The sequence below is a fragment of the Tautonia sp. JC769 genome (genome assembly GCF_040717455.1).
Classification (GTDB): domain Bacteria; phylum Planctomycetota; class Planctomycetia; order Isosphaerales; family Isosphaeraceae; genus Tautonia.
This window is the reverse complement of the sequence record NZ_JBFEFH010000006.1, coordinates 284,632-304,084: the sequence shown is the minus strand read 5'-3', so window position 1 is coordinate 304,084 and position 19,453 is coordinate 284,632. Positions and strand designations below refer to the sequence as shown.

The window sequence follows — 19,453 nt, the reverse complement described above, 5'->3', positions numbered from 1 at the left end:
CTGGCGTTGTTCGCTTTGCTCGCCCTGGCGTTGCTCACCTTGCTCGCCCTGGCGCTGCTCGCCCTGAGGTTGCTCGCGGGGTTGGTCCTGGGGAGGGGTGTTGGGGGGTTGTTGTTGACGATCCTGGTCGAGCGCATTGAGCATGCGGTCGAGCTTTTGCTGCTCGTCGGGAGAAAGGGGGCGGTCGGTGGGCGGTGATTGGCCGTCGCGGGGAGTGCCGTCGGGGGAACTCGGTTGAGAGGGATCGGTCGGGGAGGCGCCGTCGGCCCCGGGAGTACCGCGGCCTTGCTGACCGGTTCCATCCTGGGGGGGTTGCTGGTCGGGAGGGCGGTTGCCTTCGGGTGATTGGGGGGCATTCCCCGCGTTCTGGTCGGGGGCATCCTGGGGCGGGGCGGCATCCTGGGGCGGGGCCTCCTCCAGGCGGGAGCCGTCGGGCGGGGGTTGGTCCTGGGGGGGCTGATCTTGCGGAGGGGTCTGCTGCTCGTCGGGATTGGGTGGCTCGGGTTCGTCGACCGGCTCGATGATCTCTAGGACACGACGGCCGGTCTGGGCGTCCTGGGCGGTCGGTGCGCGGTTGTCGCGGACCTCGGCCCAGTAGGTCAGCCGGTCGCCGGGGCGGGCGCCGATCGCTTCGAGGTCGAGCGGCTCGGCGTGATCGAGCGATCGGGAGGATTCCTTCCCTGCCAGCAAATCCCGAGGTTCGAAGACGGCCGCGCCCTCGCGCTCCAGGTGGAGCGAGGCCGAGGAGAGGCCGAAGTCGTCCGACGCGGTGAGAGCAAGGGCGATCCGGGCGTTGCTCGGCACCTGCGTCCGGTCCTGCTCGGGCTGGACGAAGCGGACCTCGGGCAGGCGATCGGGAAGAGCCTCGATGTCGTAGACGACCGGTTCGGGGTTGAACTGGCCGTCGGTCGTCTCGAACTTGATCGAGTAGGACCCGTTCTCGTCGACCTTGAACCGGCCGGTCAGTTCCTGGGGATTGGTGGAGGAGACGGCGAGCCGGGCCGAGCCCAGGGCGCCGAGGTCGAGATTGCCGGCCCGGGCGGGCTGGTTCGTGGTGGCCCGGACCGTCACCATCGTGCCTTCGAGCGCCCGGACGTTGCCGCCTTCCACGCCTTCACGCCCCGGGACGCCCGTGTACTCCGGGAATTCGAGGTCGTGGACCACCGAGACCACCCGGGGGGCGGGCAGGACGGTCAGGCGGTACTGCTTCGTCTCGTAGTCGTTGGCGGAGAGGTAGTAGATCAGGTCTTGCTGGACGTTGCGGAGGGTGACCGACCAGGGGTCGTAGCGCTGCTCGCCCTCATCGAGGCTGGTGGAGGCGAAATACTCGCCGCCGTCGCTGCTGTAATGGAGGCGGACCTCGTCGGGACGGATGCCTCGGTAGTCGACCTCGGCCTCGAACGTCACGTTCGAGCCGGAGACGACGCGGGAGAGCGTCTCGTCATCGCCGGGCTTGATGTTGATGAGCCGCGTGTTCGTCGGCCGGGCGACGTCGGCCAGCAACGCCCGCCGGGCCGAATCGAGCACGTTCTTCGGGGTCAGGACCACGTAGAGGCAGAAGAAGACCACCACGGCGGCCAGGGCGTAGAACGACTTGGTCAGGTGGCGCTGATCGACCGCCGCCTCCACCTGCACCTCGGCGAGATCCCGGACGGCCCGGGCCTCGAGCGTCCGGAGGACGGCCGGGGGGAGATCCGATCGATGGCGACGCAGGTCGATATAGTTGAGCAGGCTGTTCTTGAACCGGGGGTCGTACGCCTCGATCGTGCAGGCCGCATAGAAGCTGTTGACCGACGAGACCAGGGGGCGAACCACGTAGCGCACGAAGGCGAAGCCGCCGCCCAGCAGGGCCGCGAGCAGGATGACCGCCCGGACGGACCACGGCAGGCCGACCCAGTGGTCGAGCACGATCTCCAGCAACAGCAGGCCGAGGATCCCCGTGACCATCACCACCAGCGCGGTGAAGACCTCGGTGGCTCGGATGCGGGAACGGGTTAGGTGCAGTTGATGATCCACGAACTGCTCGTAGTCGAGCATCCTGCCTTGCTGCTGCGGCTCGGTGCCCACGGCCATGGCGCTGCCTCCCAATCTCCTGCGAGCGGATCGTCTGCGTTCAGACCGGCGGTCATCCTGCAGGTCATTCTATACGACGCGACGGGCGGGAACAGTTCGAATCCGACTTTTGTCCGAGCAAGGGGTGCCTCCTAGCGGTTGAAGGGGATCCAGGAGGTCGAGGGTCCCAGGATCTCATTCGGTCGGAATCGAGCCTTGTAAGAAAGCGAGGGGCATTCGGCCACGTAGTAGCCGAGATAGACGTGCTGCAGGCCCAGCTCGGCGGCGTGATCGAGCAGGCAGAGGATGTTCCAGGTCCCCGGGGAGCGGTCGAGGGCGTCGTGGTCGTAGACGAAATAAATGGCCGAGAGCGCCCCGGGCAAGACGTCGACGAAACCGGCCCCGATTAGCCGCCCGTCGAGCCGATAGTGCCATTGTTCGGTCGGGATCGGGTTGTCGAGGAACGCGTCGTGGAAGTCTTCCGCGGAGTCGAGCTCGTGACCCGGCCATCCGCGGCGTTCGTGTTGCTGGTGGTGGTAACGATCGTAGAGGTCGACCACCTCCGGGTCGATCGGGCCGGCCGCCGGCTGTCGCGTCCACTCCACGGAGCCGAGGTTCCGCGCTCGCACGCGTTTCATGCTGCGATTGGGGCGGAACCGGCCGACATCGACCCGGAGCGATCGGCATTCCGAGCACTGCTGGCACCGGGGCCGGAACAAGGTCCGACCGAACCGACGCCAGCCGGCCTGGAGCCGCCGGAGGTAATCTTCCGGCTCCATCGAGCTGACGACCTCGTACTCCATGCGGGCAGCCTGCGAGGGCACGTAGCTGCACGGCCGGATCTGAGAGACGACATGAGCGGTGATATCCATGAGATTCCGAGCGGGACGGGGGGTGGCACGATCGAAATCGACGCTCCAACCGGCTCTCTTCGCCAACATTGCCGCAAATTCAACGCCCCTGGCGCTCCGGTTTCCCCTGATTGACTGGAAGGCCCCTGGAGAAGCCCGCCGAGCCGAACCGAGGGTTCTCGGCCGGAGCACCGGTTGAAGCCGAGTTGGACCGGAGTCATAATAGCCGCTCAATGACCGGCCACCCAGGCCCGGATCGCGAAACCGGCCGAGCGAGGCGTCGATGCGACTGGCGTTCAGCACCAATGCGTACATGCGTTTCCCCTTCGACGAGGCCGCCGGGCGGATTGCGGCGCTCGGTTACGAGGGGCTGGAACTCATGGCCGATGTCCCCCACGCCTGGCCGGCCGGGCTGCTCGACGGGACGAAGCAGGCGATCGTCCGGAGCATGCAGCGGCATGGGCTCCGGTTCTCGAACGTCAACGCGTTCATGATGAACGCCATCGCCGACCATCGGCAACCCTACTGGTACCCGTCGTTCATCGAGCCCGACGAGGGGTACCGCCGCGTCCGGATCGATCATACCCGGCGATCGCTCGACCTGTGCGCCGAGCTGGGCGCCCCGCACATCACGACCGAGCCGGGAGGCCCGATCGCCCCGGGCCAGTCGCGGCAAGAGGCCATCGACCTGTTCGTCGAGGTCCTCAAGCCCCTGGCCGAGCACGCCGAGCAACGCGGGGTGCTGCTGCTGATCGAGCCGGAGCCGGGTCTCCTGCTCGAAACCACCGATCAGTATCTCGAAGTCGCCGAGCGCGTGAACGCCCCGTCGCTGGGCCTGAATTTCGACGTCGGTCACGCGTACTGCATGGCCGAGGATCTGCCGACCCAGATCGCCAAGCTCGCGCATCTGACGAAGCACTACCACGTCGAGGACATCGCCGCCTCTCGGGTGCACCATCACCTCGTGCCCGGCACGGGCGCGATCGATTTCCGGGGCGTGTTCGAGGCGATCCGCGAGACCGGCTACGACGGCTGGGTGACGGTCGAACTCTACCCCTTCGTCGACGACCCCGACGTGGCGGCGCGGCAGGCGATGGAGCACCTGCGGCCCCTGGTCGAGACTCCCGCCGGTGCCGGATGAACCGCGTTTCCATGCGTTTGAAACCCTATTTCCAGCTCGTTCGCCTGCCGAACGTCTTCACGGCCGCGGCCGATAGCCTGAGCGGTTGGCTCCTCGTCGGCGGCCTGCTGGTCGATGCAGGGTCCTGGCTCCCCCTGGTGGTCGCCTCGATGGCGATCTATGCCGCCGGGATCGCCTTGAATGACGTGTTCGACCTGGAGCTCGATCGGGCCGAACGGCCTGGCCGTCCCCTGCCCGCCGGCAAGGTGTCCGGGGCGTTCGCGGTCGGGATGGCGGTGGCCCTGCTGGTGCTCGGGCTGGCGTCGGCCGGTGTGGCCGGCGCGAGGTCGGCGATGGTGGCGGGGGCGTTGATCGCCTGCGTCGTCTCGTACGACGCGGGCGTGCGTCGGACGGTGTTCGGCCCGGAATTGATGGGGCTTTGCCGGGGCCTGAATGTGCTGCTCGGCATGAGCCTTGCTCCGGATTTCGGCGGCCCGGCCGCCTGGGCCGTCGCGGCGGCGATGACCGTTTTTATCGTGGGAGTCACCTGGATCAGCCGCTTCGAGACGGAGGTCGGGAGGCGAGCCGCCCCGGCCGCCGGCATGATCTTGCAGGTGACGGGGATGATCGCCCTTTTCGGCGCGGGGTTGTCGGCGGGGGCGTTCCCGAGTCCCTGGCCTGATCGGCCTGCGTTCCCCGTGCTGGGCGTCGTCATCCTCGCGGTCGTGTCGTCTCGCATCCTCTGGGCCAGTGCCCGCGCCGTGAGCGATCCCAGGCCCGAGACCCTGCAGAAGGCCGTCAAGACCGGTGTCCTCTCGTTGATCTGGTTGCACGTGGGGGTCGTCGCCTGCGTCAGGGAGCCGACCTCGGCCCTGGCCGTGGCGGCGCTCTGGATTCCAGCCTCCCTGGCGGCCCGTTGGATCTACTCGACCTGATCCCGATCAGGGGCGATTCTCAAGGAGTCGAGGGCGGGGCATCGGTGGTTCGAGGGAAGCGTGAGTCCCGAGGACACGCCCGACCTTTTCTTGCGAGGGTTGGGCCCGTCGGTTGCCCGCCGATCGTCGAGGGTTTCCCGAGCATGATGCCGAGGTGCCGATGTCCGATCGCGTCGTTCTCTTGACGATTCCCCAGCTCCGGTGTCGGGATGTGACCCCCGGTGGCCTCGGGTCGCTGGAACGCTTGACATCTCAAGGGTCGATGACATCGGCCGTCCCCCCCTTCCCCGGCCTCGCCTCCTCGGCCTTCGCCTCCTTGATGACGGGTCTCGAACCGCGCGAGCATGGGCTGATCGGCAATGTCTTCCTGGACCGCGTCGCCCGGAACGTGGTGACGGTCCCCCTGCCCGACTCGGCGGTGCTGGGTCGGAAGCTCTGGCACATGGCCCGCGAGCAACGTCCCGACGCCCGGGTGATGCTCTGGTTCACCCCGGATACCCGAGGAGCCGACGTCGACCTGATGGCCTGGGTCGATCGCCCCCGACTGTTGCATACGGTCCCCGAAGATCTCCAGCAGCGACTCGAGGCCGCGCTGGGCCCCTTCCCCAACGAAGATCAGGCCGAGGAGCCGACCTTCGAACCGGCGAGCACCTGGATCCTCCAGAGTGCGGCGCGGATGATCCGGGAAGAGCTCCCGGATCTGGCCGTCGTCCGCGTGCCGTATCTCGGCCAGATTGCCCGCCGCTACGGCCCCGACGGGCGCCACGCCGGCCGAGCGATCCGGACCCTCGACGCGATGCTCACCGACTTCCTCAAGGCGCTGCCGGAGAGGACCGCCGTCGTCGCCGTCACCGAGTCGATCGTGACGCCGGTGACGGAAACCCTCTACCCGAACCGCGTCCTCCGGGAACTGGGGCTGCTCAGGACGGTGGCCTTGCCCTCGGGGGGAATCGGCGTCGATCTGGCCCATTCCCCGGCGTTCGCCCTGGCCGATCATCAGCTCTGCCACATCTACTTCAATGACCCTACGGTCGCGGGGACCGTCGCCTCGACCTTCTCCGGGGCCCAGAGCGACGGCGTGGCGCTGGTGGTGGCCTCGGACGAGCAGCGGAACCTGCTGGGGCTCGATCATCCGAGGGCGGGGGACGTCGTGCTCGTCGCCTGCCCCGATTCCTGGTTCGCCCCGTCGTGGTGGGCCTCCGATGACGAACGGCCCGTCGTCGTGACCGAGTCGTCCATCCCGATCGGCGATTCGACCCTGCTCAACCCGGACCACGTCCGGGGCTCGCTCGGCGCCCCGCCGCCGAGCGACCTCTACATCGGCGTCCTCATCTGCTCCGAGCCGGGGATGGTCACGGCGAATGAGGAACGCCCCTGCTCCAGCTCCGAGGTCGTCCGCCTCGTGCTCGACCTGCTCCGGTGGTGAGGCTTCTCCCCGGGGTTCTGGGGGCATCGAAAGTCCGAAGCCGCCCCCCCGCGCGACTCACCGATGGAGCGTCGCGCGGGGTTCAAGCCGAGAAAGAATTGACGAGGACCATGCAGTAGAAAAAGGTGATGGTCATGGCGAGGCTGAGGATGAATGAGGTCGCCGCCCGCCTCCAGCGAGTACGCAGGCAGGAACGGGCTGCATCGACGAGAAGGATCGACACGACTCCAAGAATCGCGAGAGACGCCATCAGCATGATCCCGGCCGCGTCGGGATGGGAGAGAACGCCCAGTCCTTCGAATTCCGCCATCACGATCACGGCCACGCCGAGACCCAAGAACCCGAATGCTGCAAGGGCCGCAAGCGCGAGGGGGACGGCGAGGACGAGCCCGAGCCTCGACGGCCTGCGACCAGCGGTGTCGCGATCATCGAGGGGGCGGGTCGCCGGGGGGGAATACGGATTCGAGGGTTCGGTCATTGTGGACCCCGGGAGAGCTGATTCGACAGGTCCGGGGTGCCGAGGCATCAGCGGCTCCGTCACGATCCTGGATTCGACACTGCATCGCACCTCAGACCTCCGACGGTTCCCCCTGCGTGGCCCTGGGGTTGTACGAGAATCGTACGCACTGCGAGAAGAAGGTGAGCGGATTGTCGTAGACGATGGTCTTGATGGTCGCGTCGTCGTGACCTCGGGCGCGCATCTCGAAGATGAATTCCGGGACGGCCAGGGGATCGCTGTGGCCCCAGTCGCCGGCCGAATTGACCAGGATGCGTTCGGTGCCGTAGACCTCGATCAGGTCGGCGGCGCGGGCGGGGGTGCATTTGGTCGTCGGGTAGAGGGTCATGCCGACCCAGTGGCCGGCGTCGAGCGCGGGCTTGATCGTGTGCTCCTCGACGTGGTCGATGCAGACCCGTTCCGGCGCGATGGCGTCGCGGTACTCGCGGACCATGTCGAGGATCATCCGGGTCCCCTTGTACTTGTCCACCAGGTGCGGCGTGTGGACGAGGACCAGCTCGTCGAGCTTCGCGGCGACGTCGAGGTGCTCCAGGAAGACGGTCGCCTCGTTCGGCGTGTTCTTGTTCAGGCCGATCTCGCCGATGCCGAGCACCTCGGGGTTGTCGATGAACTCCGGGATCATGGCGATGACGGCGCGGGCGAGCTCGACGTCCTCGGCCTCCTTGGCATTGATGCAGAGCCAGGTGCGGTGCTCGATCCCGTGGGCCAGAGAACGCTTCCGCTCGAACGCCGTGAGCTGCCGGAAATAGTCGCGGAACCCTTCCGGTCCGGAGCGATCGAACCCGGCCCAGAAGGCCGGCTCGCTGATGAGGGCGCATCCGGCCAGGGCCATGCGCTTGTAGTCGTCGGTGGTCCGGCTGACCATGTGGATGTGCGGGTCGATGTAATCCATGAAAAAACTTATCCCCTTTCCATTGAAGGGCTTGCGTCGCGGTGCCGTGCGGTTTCCGGCGGCGGCCCGTAGAATACGCCCGGAGGATTCGATCCGATTCCTACGCCCATCAGGATACAGCGATGGCACGCGGCAAGAAACCATCGGTCTGCTAATGGCCGTTGTTTCCGCGACTTCCCGTATTCGAGCGGGTGATCGTCGGGGCGTAGACGAGAACTGGCCCATCCGGGACGATGGCGATACCGTTCGCCAGGAGTGGTGCTTGATGACGCGGAAGGTCCATCCACCGAAGTCGCTGACCCCCGATGATCGGCTGGGACACATCCCGTATGCGTTCCGGCACACGAGCGCGCCGCTCGGCTGGCATGGGCTTCGGGTCGAACACGACACACGGCAGCCCGCGAGCGACGTCGTCCACCCGCCCCTCGAATGCCTGTGGCTCGTCCTCACAGGCGAAACCTTTGCAGAGGATACCGATCACCGTTGCGACGATGCCCGGCACAACGGGGACGGATTGCCGCACGCGGTGAACCTCCTGCCGCCCGGCGTCGAGAGCCGGTGGCGGTGGCGTAGCACGATCGAATCGACCCACTACCAGTTGTCCCCGACACTGGTCGCCAAGGTGGCTGAAGAGGCATTCGATCTCGACCCGGCCCGCGTTCATTTTCCGGTTCGCTACTACGACCAATCCAGCCCCGAGGTGATCGACACCCTCGCGGCCCTTCGCCGCGAGTTGCTCACCGGCGGGCCAGGCGGGCGGCTGTGTGCCGAGTCGCTGGCGAACGTGCTGGTCGTCCAACTGATTCGACAGATGTCCAACAGGCAGGGTTCGAACGGGGTCATCCGCGGGTCGGGCGGCCGACTTGGGCGACATGCGTTGCGGGCGGTCGAAGCATACATCCACGCCCACCTCGACCAAAACATCGCCCTGGCTGACCTTGCCGATGTCGCCCACCTGAGCGAATTCCATTTCGCCCGGCTGTTCAAGCGGACGACCGGCCTGCCGCCGCATCAGTTCGTCATCCACCAGCGCATCGAGCGCGCCAAGCGACTCATCGCCGAGGGGCGGTTATCGCTCGCCCAGATCGCGTCCGAAGTCGGCTTCAGCGATCAAAGCCAACTCAACCGGCACTTCAAACGGCTCGTCGGCGTCACCCCCAAGCGATTCGCCTGAAGCCAGCAAGAACCGCCAAAACGTCAGCAAGAACCGCCGATACCCTCCTGAGCCCGTCATCTATTCTGTTCTGCAGCCATCGCGGTGGAGCGGTGCAGAATCGAGTACGCTCGTCTTTAGGAGACAATCGTGGCCAAAGTCAACAGGTGGATGATCGACCCGGACGACGCGGTGATGCTGCTCATCGACCACCAGAGCGGGCTGTTTCAACTGGTCAAGGACATTGAACTCCCCGTCCTGCGGTCCAACGTCATCGCCCTGGCGAAGGTGGCCCGTCTCGCCAAGGTCCCGACCTTCACGACGGCCTCGGTCCCCGACGGCCCGAATGGCCCGCTCATTCCCGAAATTCACCAGCAAAACCCGGAGGCCGTCTACATCCCGCGGACGGGCCAGGTCAACGCCTGGGACAACCCTCCCTGGGTCGAGGCCATCGAGAAGACCGGCCGCAAGACCCTGCTCATCGGCGGCACGCTCACCAGCGTCTGCATGGCGTTCCCGGCGTTGAGTGCGGTGGCCGCCGGATACAAGGTCTTCTGCATCATCGACGCATCCGGCAACCACTCCCAAATGGCCACCGACCTGACGCTCGCCCGCGTCACCCAGGCCGGGGCCATGCCGATCGACACCTTCGCCGTACTGGGCGAACTGATGAGCACCTGGAACCGCCCCGACGCGATGGACTTCGCGGCAGTCATGGTCGACCTCGTGCCGCACTACCGGGCGCTGATGGAGAGCTACGATAAGGCCCAGAGCGTGCAACGCGACGGGCACGAAACCAAGCTGGACAAGTTCGAGACCGGCCGGGCGAATGAGTGATCCACGCTCGCCGAGGAAGCGAAGGCGCCGAACCAGGCCGGCGGGTCACGTATTGAGGATCGCAATGAAAGCGATGGTGCTGAAATCATTCGGCGGCCCGGACTCATTCGAACTTTGCGACGTACCCAGGCCCGTGCCGCACGCGGGCCAGGTCCTGGTCCGGGTCCATGCAACCTCCATCAATCCGTTGGATTACCAGGTCCGACGTGGCGATTATCCCGCCTCGGTGCAATTGCCGGCCATCACCGGACACGACATATCTGGCGTTGTCGAAGAAATCGGGCCGGGTGTGACGACCCTCTCTCCAGGAGACGAAGTCTGGTACACCCCGCAAATCTTCGACGGCCCAGGAAGCTATGCCGAGTACCACGTCGCGGCCGAACGCATCGTCGGGAAGAAGCCCGCCTCGTTGAGCCATCTCGAGGCGGCAAGCCTGACCTTGGTTGGCGGGACGGCGTGGGAAGCACTGATCGTACGTGCGGCGCTGAGAGTGGGGGAAAGCATTCTGGTACACGGCGGCGCGGGAGGGGTCGGTCATGTGGCGATCCAGCTCGCAAGAGCCACGGGAGCGAGGGTGTTTACGACCGTGCGCGAAGCAAACGTTGAGTTCGCACGAAGTTTGGGGGCCGATGTGATCATCGATTACGAAAAAGAGGATTATGTCGACGCCGTTATGCGAGAAACGGGTGGTCGAGGAGTTGATGTCGTGTTCGACACCATCGGCGGCAACACATTGTCGCGCAGCCCCGACGCGCTCGCGCAACTTGGCCGCGTTGTTACGATCGTGGACATTGCTCAGCCACAAAACGTCATCCAGGCCTGGGGCAAGAACGCGAGTTATCACTTCGTCTTCACAAGACAGAACCGCGGCAAGCTGGATGAGTTGAGCGCATTGATCGAGCGCGGTCAGCTCCAGCCACACGTTGGCGCCGTCTATTCGCTCGCCGATATTCCGCTCGCCCATGCCCGGCTGGAGAGTCCCAATCACGGTGTTCGAGGAAAGATCGCAATTGCAATCGACCCTCGGCTTATTTATTAAATGTATGCTTATTCTTCTTTGGCGTTGGGCTCTTATTGAACTGTAGTTTCCGCGACTTCCCACATTCGAGCGGGTGATCATCGGCGCCCGGTTTCGGGATTCTCACCTGGAGGGTCGATCCCTCCAGGCGGACAGGATGTGATCCAAGACCATCCGCTCAGGTGTCACGCCAGTGCGTGTGCGATTGGGCGCATGGTTCGCCCTGGGTGTGAGGAACCCGGGCCGGTAACCGGCATGCCGAGAATCCCACTTCGACCTGCCCCGAAGCGGTGAATCTCCCGTCACGGATGAAGCGAAAAAGCGACACATACATCGCGCGGTTAACTTCACGTTAATCGCACGGTATCCAGATAAACCGTGGAATAAATGCCCGTTCCGCCCGGTGTGACACATTCGCGGGACAGGACTAAGCGCTTATTATTGTGGCATTTGCGCTGATCGGTCTGCCTGGAATTTGTGCGGGTCGATGTCATCCATGATGCCCTATTGCTCCTTCTGTCACCGAAGGCGGGAGGTTTCGCGACGATCGAAGGGCGATGCGTGATCCGGGGGTAAGGATCCCCGGTGGCCTTGTGTGCACTCGATTCAGGTTACCACGAGGACCAGCCCCGGGAAAACGGCGAGCCAGCGGCGAGGAATCGTGTCATTGCGGGACCCGACGGGCGATCGCCTCCAGGTCGACGATCGCGGCCCGGTCCTTCGCCCGGTGGACCAGGTCGCAGATCAAGTCGATCGATCGGAATTCGGGATCCTCGACCAGCAGGCAGGAGGGATGGGCCAGGAAATCGAAGACGGCTCCGCGGTCGATCGCCCGAGAGACGCAGCGGCGGATCGATTCGAGGAAGGCTTCGAGCGGCCATCGGCCGGTCCGGAACGCGCCGACGTCGCTGATCGGGCTCATGGGGACCTCGATCAGGCCCGAAGGGTAGCGGAAGGGCTGGGCCTCGGCCTGGGCCGCGACGATGGCGTCGAGCAGGGCGTCGTCGGGAGGCGTCCCGGGCGTGCTCGACGGGTGCGCGGGGTACTTGCTGCTGACCCAGCGGTAGCCCTGATCCATCAGCATCTGCTGGATGTCAGCTCGTTGTCCGATGCCGTCCGGGAATCCGCCCGGGGTCCGGAATCCGGCGACCCCGATGCCGAGGCGGGTGCGCAAGGCCCGGTCGGCCAGGCGGATGTTCTCGCGGAGCACCTCCTCGACGGATCGGCCTTCGATGAGCCACGGGGCGCGCCGAAACCGGAACTGGATGGCTTCGTGCTCCGTTGCCAGGACATTGACGTGATCGTACGTGTGATTGCCGATCGGATGGCCGGCCTCGGCGATCTGCCCGAGCCAGGAGACGTCGTCCTGCTCCATCGTCCGGCCGAGGGCGAAGAAGTGGATCGTGCCCCCTCGGTCCGAGACGCGCCGGGCGGCCTCCAGGGCGTAGCGTTTCGTATCCTGGTCGAGATTCCCCTTCTCGTAATCCCAGTGGAGCTGGTCGCGGGTCGGGTACTGGCGAGACATTTCCAGGTCGAGCGTGATCGCCACGAGCGCCTGCTTCGGTTCATCGTCCCGGGCCCGGGCCATCGCCCGAGGCGAGGCGGTTGCTGGCGAGGCGGTTGCTAGCGAGGCGAGCGCGGTGCTGCGGGCGAGGAATTGACGGCGGTCGATCATGGCGATGCCCCGGGGTCGTTGGATCGTCGGGACCAGGTCAATCGGGGGTGGAGCGTGTGTCCGCCCGGGGGCGGATCCAGGAGACCTGCGTGATGAACAGGTCGAGCGCGGCGAAGGAGACGGCGGCATTGGTCGCCAGGCTGGGGCGGGGGTTGGCCGGGAAGGTGGCGAGGGTCGCGTCGCCGATCAGGAAGACGTTGAAGTCGTCCCGCAGGTTCTCATAACCGGCCGTGGTGGAACAGACGCACATGTCCGTGTTGTATCCCGCCAGGAGAACGTGACGGATGCCCCGGGATCGGAGGAATTCGCGCAGCAGGTCGTACCCCTCGGCGTCGTAGATGACCACGTCGCTCGGGTCGACCTCGATCGCGTCCATGACCGGGATCGGGAGGTCCCAGAACCCGGGAGGGTCATACGTCGGCCCGGCATCGAGCCCCGGGAAGGATCGGAAGTAGTCGATCGTCGGGGTGTTCGTCGAGACGCTGATGGTCTCCGGCAGGGGAGCCCCGCGAGATGAGAAGGATCGCAGGGTCTCGGAGAGTTCCCGCTTGCCTTCCGTTCGATCTTCCGCGGAGGGCGTGCCGCGGACCGATCGGTAGAGCTTGGCCCGAATCGGGTCCTCGGCGCCGGGGAGGCTGTAGACGACGGCGCCGACCGAGCCCCTCCACGCCTCCAGGAACGGGTTGATGACCGTCTTCGCATGGTCGAGCGCGATGGCATTCTTGACCGGGGTGCACTGGAACGCGGCCCCGGCCGGCTCGGGGGTGTCCCACCCCTGGCCGTCGTCGATCCCCCAGGGGTGGACCACCACGATGGCGGTCTGGTCGCCCCGCAGGCGATTGGGGACCTCGATGATTCCCCTCGCGTTGTAGGAGAACCGCCAGGCGCGGACATCGAGATCGGCCTCGGGATCGTCCACGAGCACCGGGGCCTCGAAACGCGCCGTCTCCTCGATGGGGGCGACGAACTGGGGGAATTCGGCGAGGATCGGCCCCGGATCGGCGATCGGGGTCAACCGGTTGGTATACGTGCGTGTCTCGCCGCTCGGGTCATCCGGACCGGCTCCCAACAGGCAGAGCGTCCAGGGGGCGAACAGGAGGATCGCACGGCTTGAGGGGCGTCGCATCGGGAGGCTCCGGGGGATGCGGGGCGTCGGGGGGGAACTTCACGGGGGAATCGCCCCTTTCTCACTTCGATCGGGGCAAGCGGCGGGTTAAGCTCGAAGGATTGGTCCTGGAACGCGGAGACGCAGGCAAGCCGGTCACGGGAGTCGGTGCATGAGCAGGCACGTCATTCTCACCCTCACGGGCGCGGATCGCATCGGAATTGTCGAGGAGTTGACCCGCATCCTGCTCGATCGCGGCGGGAACGTGGAGACCAGTCGCATGGCGCGGCTCGGGGGTGAATTTGCCGTCTTGATGCTCGTGAGCCTCCCGGAATCGGGGGCGGAGGACCTGCACGAGGGGCTGGAGGGGCTGACCGCCCGCGACTACAAGCTCACCATCACCGCGACCGATCGGCCTTACGCGGAAGCTCACCCCGGATGGCAAGGGTTCCGGATCGAGGTCGAGGGGGCCGACAACGAGGGGATCGTCCACCGGATCGCCCGCTACCTCTCGACGCAGGGGATCAGCATCGAGTCGATGGAGACCGAGACGACCTCGGCTCCCTTCGGAGGCGTTCCCCTGTTCAACATGTCGGCGAGCGTGGCCGTCCCGCCCGATCTCGGCGAGCGTTCGTGGAGCGAGGGCCTGCTCTCGATCGGCAACGAGATGAACCTGGATGTCCGAGTGGCCCCGGAAGCCGACGATTGACGGCGGTTTCCGCCTCCGAGGTGGCCCGTCGTCGCTCGCGAGAGGGCCACCTCGGAGTCCCGTCGCCGGGCATCATCGAAGCGGGCGAGTCGTGCCGCCTCAGCGGGTGTAGCCCCGGACGAAGCCGATGCACTGGGCCACGCCCGGCACGTTGTTCTCCCAGTCGTGTTCGTACTCGATCGAGATGTTCCCCTCGAACCCCTGGGCCTTCAGCTCGTCGAGCACTCCCGCGATGTCGCAGACGCCGGTCCCGTAGGGGACGTCGTGGCCGGAGCGGCCCATCTCGTTCAGGTCCTTCAGGTGCGAGCTGATGATCCGGCCCTTGAGGATCTTCAGGCAATCGACCGGGTTCAGCCCCGATCGCGCCCAGTGGCCCGTATCCGCACAGGCTCCGAGGCGCTCGTCCCGGTCCTTGACCAGCTCGGCGATGTAATTCGGATCCCAGACCTTGTAGTCGGGGTTGTCCGGTCGGCTCGGGTGGTTGTGGAAGGCGACGGCGATGTCGTATTCCTTCGCCAGTTGCTCCAGGACGTCAATCGCGTCGACCGACTCGGTCGTGATCGCCCGCATGCCCATGGCCTTGGCGAACTCGAAGACCTTGCGGGCCCCTTCCTCGTCGTTCGGCACGCCGACCACGCCGTAGTTGACGGCGACCAGGCCGTGCTCGTCCAGCTTCGACTTCAGCTTGGCGATGACCGCTTCCGGCTGGTCGTGGCCGACTTTCAGGTCGCGTTCCTCGGGGCTGAGGGCCTGCCCCGGGTAGAACTCGATGACCTTGCCGCCGGCCTGGGCGGTCTTCTCGATCGCCTCGAACGCCGTGAAGCGGTTGAAGGTGTAGGCCTGGCAGCCGATCGCGAAGCCGCCGATCTTCGCATCGTCCGGGATCTGAGGCTGGGCCTGGGCCGCGGAGCTCACGATCAGGACGACCGCCGGCACCATCAGGCGGCGGGAGAGGGTCGCGTTGCGAATCATCATTCCTCCGAACTGCAACGTGGGGATGTCGGATTCGACTCGACGCGGGGGATCCACGCGCCCCGGGAACTCAGCCCCCCCGATCGGGCGGCCATCCCGGACCTCCCCGATTGTAATGGCGATCGCGCCCCGATGCTCGCGTTCCCTCGCCGTTTTCGACCCCCGGCCGAGCGTGCCCGGGATTCCCCGAGGCCGAGCCAGGATCGCCTCGGGATTCGGTTCCGATTCCGGTCGGGTGGCGTGTACAATCGGTCAGAAGATGGGGTCGAGATGGTGGGTCGCCCCGTTTGCCGAAGGTCCCGGGAGCTGAGGGGGCATGATCGTCGTCATCGCCGAAAAACCGTCGGTCGCCCGCGACCTGGCCGCATTTCTCGGCGCATCCGGCCGTCGCGACGGCTATTTCGAGGGCAACGGCTATCAGGTGACCTGGGCTCTCGGTCATCTGGCGACGCTGAAGGAGCCGGAAGATTACGACCCCTCGCTGAAAAAATGGTCGCTGGAAACCCTGCCGATCGTCCCAGACCGCTTCGAGCTGAAGGCGATCGCCGATCGGGGCGCGAGCAGCCAATTGGCCACGGTTCGCAAGCTGCTGAGAGGCGCCGACGAGATCATCGCCGCGACCGACGCCGGCCGGGAAGGAGAATTGATTGTCCGGTACATCCTCGAACTGACCGGCTGCACCCGGAAGCCGGCCCGTCGCCTCTGGCTCAGCTCGCTCACCCGGGAGGCGATTCGGGACGCGTTCGACCGGCTCCGTCCGCTCGCCGAGTACGACCAGTTGTACGCGGCCGCCCGATGCCGGAGTGAGGCCGACTGGCTCGTCGGGCTGAATGCCACGCGATCGCAGACGGTGCGCCAGCGACCGACCGGCGTCCTCTGGAGCGTCGGTCGCGTCCAGACCCCCGTGTTGGCGCTCATCGTTCGCAGAGATGAGGAGATTCGGACCTTTCGGCCCGAGCCGTTCTGGGAGCTCCTGACCCGCTATCGGGGCGTGGTGTTTTCCTGCACGCGCGGCCGCTTCAAGGCCGAGGAGGACGCTCAGGAAGTGCTCGATCGCGTCCGGGATCATCCGCTTCGCATCCTGGGGGTGGACCGGAAGCGAGAGCGCGTCCTGCCGCCGCAACTCTACGACTTGACCGACCTGCAACGCGACATGAACCGCCGCTTCGGGCTCTCCGCCGACGAAACCCTGAAGGCGGCCCAATCCCTCTATGAAGCGAAACTCATCAGCTATCCCCGGACCGACTCGCGACACCTCGGCAACGACATGAAAGGGAAGCTGCCCGGCATCCTGGAGAAGCTCCGGGCGATCAAGCCGGAGGCGGTCGGGGCGCTCGACCTGTCTTCCCTCTCCTTCAGCAATCGGATGATCGACGACTCGAAGGTCAGCGATCACCACGCGATCCTCCCGACGGGCAAAACCCCCGGATCCCTGCACCCCGGGGCCGCGAAGGTGTTCGACGCGGTCGTCACCCGGCTGATCGCGGCCTTCTTCCCGCCGTGCATCAAGGAGGTGACGACCGTCAACGCGACAGCAGCCGAGGTGCCCTTCCGGGCGCGGGGCATCCGGGTGGTCGATCCCGGATGGACCGTCCTCTATCCCCGCAAGGCCGACGACGCGAAGGAGGAGGAACAGGAACTTCCGGAATTTCTCCCGGGGGAGTCGGGTCCCCACGAACCCTCCGTGCGACGCGGTGAGACCAGCCCGCCGAAGCCCTATACCGAGGCGACCTTGCTCGCCGCCATGGAAACCGCCGGCCGCTTCGTCGAGGACGAACAGCTCCGCGACGCATTGAAGGAGCGTGGGCTCGGGACACCCGCCACCCGAGCCTCGATCATCGAAACCCTGCTGACGCGCGGCTATATCGTCCGAGAGAAGAAGAGCCTGGCCGCGACCGACCTGGGACGCTTCCTGATCGCGTCCATCCGATCGCGGCCGCTGACCTCCCCCGAGCTGACCGGCGACTGGGAGGCCAAGCTTCGCGAGATCGAGCGTGGTCGGCTCGATCCGAGAAGCTTCATGGGAGAAATCGCCCGGTTCACCCGATCGATCGTGGGGGAGGGTCCGGAGGAGCCGATCGACCCGACGCGGCTGGGAGATTGCCCCCGGTGCGGCCGTCCGGTCATCGCGGGCAAGCGCGGGTTCGGGTGTTCAGGCTGGAAAGACGGCTGCTCCTTCGTCCTCTGGAGGGAGTTCCAGGGGGTGCCTCTGGGCGAGGAACAGATCCGCGAACTCCTCCAGAGGCGGGTGCTCACGCGAGCCATCACCGTTCCTGAGGCCGGTCCCGTGATCCTGAGGCTGGCGGACTCGGGGGACCTCCTCCCCATTCCGGTCCCCCAAAAGCTCCCGAGGCGATTCGGGGCTGCTGCCACCGCCTCTCAGACCCGATCGGCGGGGTCGCCCCGCTCGAAGACGTCGAGGCGAAGGAGCGCGTCGAAGCCAGCCCCGACGGAGGAGTCGAACGCCGCGTTTGCGGCGATCGCATTGGGGAATTGCCCTCGCTGCGGGGCCGATGTGGTCGAGCAACCCAGGTCGTTCAGCTGCAAGGCGTGGCAATCCGGATGTTCGTTTGCGATCTGGAAGTCGATCTCAGGGAAACGGATCTCCGCCCGCACGGCTCGGACGCTGCTGACCCAGGGGAAGACGGCCCTCCTCAAGGGGTTCACGTCGAAAGCCGGGAAGCCGTTCTCCGCGCGATTGAAAGTCGAGGATGGGGAGGTCCGCCTCGACTTCGAGTCGTAATCACTCCAGCCCGGGGAGGTCAATCGCGTCGGGTCGTGCCCCTTCGGCCGGTTCGATTCCGAGCATCCGGGCCACGGTGGCATGGAGCTGGAGGGAGTGAACGGGGCCGAGGTCGAGGCCGCCGATCGGCTCGGGGAAGCGCCAAATGATGGCAGATCCGAGCATTTCGGGATTGGTGACAGGGTCGTAACCGTGCATTCCCAACGGTCCTCCCACGACTTCCACCGGGGCGGTGACGTGGGCGTCGGCGGACTCGAACCCCCTCCCGGAGAAGGCGAAGCCCTTGTCCAGGACCACGACCACGTCGCCCACCCGGGTCGGGTGCCGATACTGCCAGGCTTGCGGCAGTCGGCCGCGACGGAAGGCACGGGCGAAGTCATACCCATTCACCCGCTCGATCACGTCATCGATTTTCGACTCGCGTTCCGGATCGTTGCGCTCGGTGAAGAAGATATGCCCGAGGTTGCCGCTCGACATCCGAACGACCCCCGGAGCCCGCTCGACCCCGGCCAAGCGATCGAGATCGACCATGGTTGAGACCGCCGACATGCCGTGATCGGTGGTGATGAGCAGGATCAGCCGGTCGTCCGGCGACATCCTCGCTCGCCAGAATTCGAGGAGATTCGCGTGAAACCGGCTGAGAAGCGCATCGGTTTCCCGGATCGCCTCGTCCACCTCGGGGGCATCGGGGCCGAAGGAATGGCCGGCCTTGTCGAGGCCGCTCCCGTAGCCCATCAGCAGTTGGAGGGGTTGGTCGCTCTCATCGGCCCGCAAGAGCGCAATCAGGCGATTGAGGCGCTCGGCGTCGGACAGCTTGCCATCGAAGGCCGGGTCGAAATACGCCGTCCGAATCGGTCCGAGCTGGTTGTGCGAGAGGGTCCAGTCGAGTGAGGCCACCCGCAAGCCTTGCCGGGCGGCCGTCAGCCAGATCGGCTCGGCCTCGAGCAAGGCCGCATCCCCCGGATAGCGGTGGAACAGCCCGGTTTCGTCATCATAGAAGCTGTTGCTGGGAATTCCGTGGCGTTCGACCCCCACCCCGGTCGCCTGGGAGACGTGGCTCGGGAACGTCAGGGAGGGGAAGGCTGGGATCAAGGCTCGGCTGCTCGCCCCCTGCTCCGCAAGCTCGTTGAGGAAGGGTGACGCCCCGCGGTCGAGGTAATCCGACCGCCAGCCGTCGAGGCTGATCCAGACGACCACCGTCTTCGAGTCGGCCGAGCCGTCCCTGGCCTCCGCCTCGACCTCGGATGGTCCCCCGGCAGGGCCCATCATGAGGGCGATTGCCAGCAATTGGAAAGACAGGTGCATGAACGCTCCCCTTCTCAAACGTCGATCGGAGCCGGGCACGGCCCGGGCGGGCTTGCCATCCACACAAGTGTATCGGGACGGAATGAGGATTTGATGAAGGGTGCGACCGATTCCGTTCTGCATGAACCGCGATGAGGGGGCAG

The 19,453-nt window shown here is 66.1% G+C and carries 15 protein-coding genes and 1 pseudogene; 8 read left to right on the top strand and 8 right to left on the bottom strand.

Annotation, left to right across the window (positions count from 1 at the left end; translation table 11 throughout):
* Together AB1L88_RS09255 and AB1L88_RS09250 are read right to left on the bottom strand one after the other, a co-directional pair.
* Positions 1-2,073: pseudogene (locus AB1L88_RS09255) on the bottom strand (hypothetical protein); the annotation flags it as partial.
* Between the two features lie 131 nt (positions 2,074-2,204).
* Positions 2,205-2,924: an arginyltransferase gene (locus AB1L88_RS09250; protein WP_367096360.1), complete on the bottom strand. Its 720-nt coding sequence runs from the start codon at positions 2,922-2,924 to the stop codon at positions 2,205-2,207.
* Positions 2,925-3,186: 262 nt separating this feature from the next.
* Here AB1L88_RS09250 and AB1L88_RS09245 point away from each other — a divergent pair, with 262 nt between their 5' ends.
* The 3 genes from AB1L88_RS09245 to AB1L88_RS09235 all read left to right on the top strand — a co-directional run bounded on the left by AB1L88_RS09245 (position 3,187) and on the right by AB1L88_RS09235 (position 6,384).
* Complete coding sequence (locus AB1L88_RS09245) at positions 3,187-4,044, top strand: sugar phosphate isomerase/epimerase family protein (protein WP_367096359.1); 858 nt, start codon at positions 3,187-3,189, stop codon at positions 4,042-4,044.
* A gap of 11 nt (positions 4,045-4,055) precedes the next feature.
* The gene (locus AB1L88_RS09240) at positions 4,056-4,958 is read left to right on the top strand and encodes a UbiA family prenyltransferase (RefSeq protein WP_367096358.1); all 903 of its coding nucleotides are present in this window, start codon (positions 4,056-4,058) and stop codon (positions 4,956-4,958) included.
* Between the two features lie 160 nt (positions 4,959-5,118).
* Positions 5,119-6,384 (top strand): alkaline phosphatase family protein, encoded by a 1,266-nt coding sequence (locus AB1L88_RS09235; protein WP_367096357.1) that lies wholly within the window; start codon positions 5,119-5,121, stop codon positions 6,382-6,384.
* A gap of 82 nt (positions 6,385-6,466) precedes the next feature.
* Here the strand turns inward: AB1L88_RS09235 and AB1L88_RS09230 are convergent, their stop codons facing one another.
* Both AB1L88_RS09230 and AB1L88_RS09225 read right to left on the bottom strand, forming a co-directional pair.
* Positions 6,467-6,862: a hypothetical protein gene (locus AB1L88_RS09230; protein ID WP_367096356.1), complete on the bottom strand. Its 396-nt coding sequence runs from the start codon at positions 6,860-6,862 to the stop codon at positions 6,467-6,469.
* 91 nt (positions 6,863-6,953) lie between these two features.
* A complete protein-coding gene (locus AB1L88_RS09225; RefSeq protein WP_367096355.1) occupies positions 6,954-7,793 on the bottom strand; it encodes a TatD family hydrolase in 840 nt (279 codons plus the stop codon).
* A 265-nt stretch (positions 7,794-8,058) separates the two neighbouring features.
* On the opposite strand from AB1L88_RS09225, the gene AB1L88_RS09220 reads away from it, so the two are divergent.
* From AB1L88_RS09220 to AB1L88_RS09210, 3 genes are all read left to right on the top strand, one after another.
* Positions 8,059-8,967, top strand: a complete 909-nt coding sequence (locus tag AB1L88_RS09220; protein WP_367096354.1) for an AraC family transcriptional regulator — start codon at positions 8,059-8,061, stop codon at positions 8,965-8,967.
* Between the two features lie 150 nt (positions 8,968-9,117).
* The gene (locus tag AB1L88_RS09215; RefSeq protein WP_367096365.1) at positions 9,118-9,783 is read left to right on the top strand and encodes an isochorismatase family protein; all 666 of its coding nucleotides are present in this window, start codon (positions 9,118-9,120) and stop codon (positions 9,781-9,783) included.
* Positions 9,784-9,847: 64 nt separating this feature from the next.
* Positions 9,848-10,822 carry a zinc-dependent alcohol dehydrogenase family protein gene (locus AB1L88_RS09210; protein WP_367096353.1) on the top strand — a complete coding sequence of 325 codons (975 nt, stop codon included), beginning with the start codon at positions 9,848-9,850 and terminating at the stop codon, positions 10,820-10,822.
* A gap of 643 nt (positions 10,823-11,465) precedes the next feature.
* On the opposite strand, the gene AB1L88_RS09205 is transcribed toward AB1L88_RS09210, so the two are convergent.
* Positions 11,466-12,476: a polysaccharide deacetylase family protein gene (locus AB1L88_RS09205; RefSeq protein WP_367096352.1), complete on the bottom strand. Its 1,011-nt coding sequence runs from the start codon at positions 12,474-12,476 to the stop codon at positions 11,466-11,468.
* Positions 12,477-12,513: 37 nt separating this feature from the next.
* A complete protein-coding gene (locus tag AB1L88_RS09200) occupies positions 12,514-13,602 on the bottom strand; it encodes an isochorismatase family protein (protein ID WP_367096351.1) in 1,089 nt (362 codons plus the stop codon).
* A 151-nt stretch (positions 13,603-13,753) separates the two neighbouring features.
* On the opposite strand from AB1L88_RS09200, the gene AB1L88_RS09195 reads away from it, so the two are divergent.
* Positions 13,754-14,290, top strand: coding sequence for an ACT domain-containing protein (locus AB1L88_RS09195; protein WP_367096350.1), 537 nt, complete (start codon positions 13,754-13,756; stop codon positions 14,288-14,290).
* Between the two features lie 99 nt (positions 14,291-14,389).
* On the opposite strand, the gene AB1L88_RS09190 is transcribed toward AB1L88_RS09195, so the two are convergent.
* Positions 14,390-15,265, bottom strand: coding sequence for a sugar phosphate isomerase/epimerase (locus tag AB1L88_RS09190; protein WP_367096349.1), 876 nt, complete (start codon positions 15,263-15,265; stop codon positions 14,390-14,392).
* A gap of 313 nt (positions 15,266-15,578) precedes the next feature.
* Between AB1L88_RS09190 and AB1L88_RS09185 the strand changes: the two genes are divergently transcribed.
* Positions 15,579-18,005, top strand: coding sequence for a DNA topoisomerase 3 (locus AB1L88_RS09185; protein ID WP_367096348.1), 2,427 nt, complete (start codon positions 15,579-15,581; stop codon positions 18,003-18,005).
* Here the strand turns inward: AB1L88_RS09185 and AB1L88_RS09180 are convergent, their stop codons facing one another.
* Positions 18,006-19,310, bottom strand: a complete 1,305-nt coding sequence (locus AB1L88_RS09180; RefSeq protein ID WP_367096347.1) for a nucleotide pyrophosphatase/phosphodiesterase family protein — start codon at positions 19,308-19,310, stop codon at positions 18,006-18,008.
* Positions 19,311-19,453: the final 143 nt, after the last annotated feature.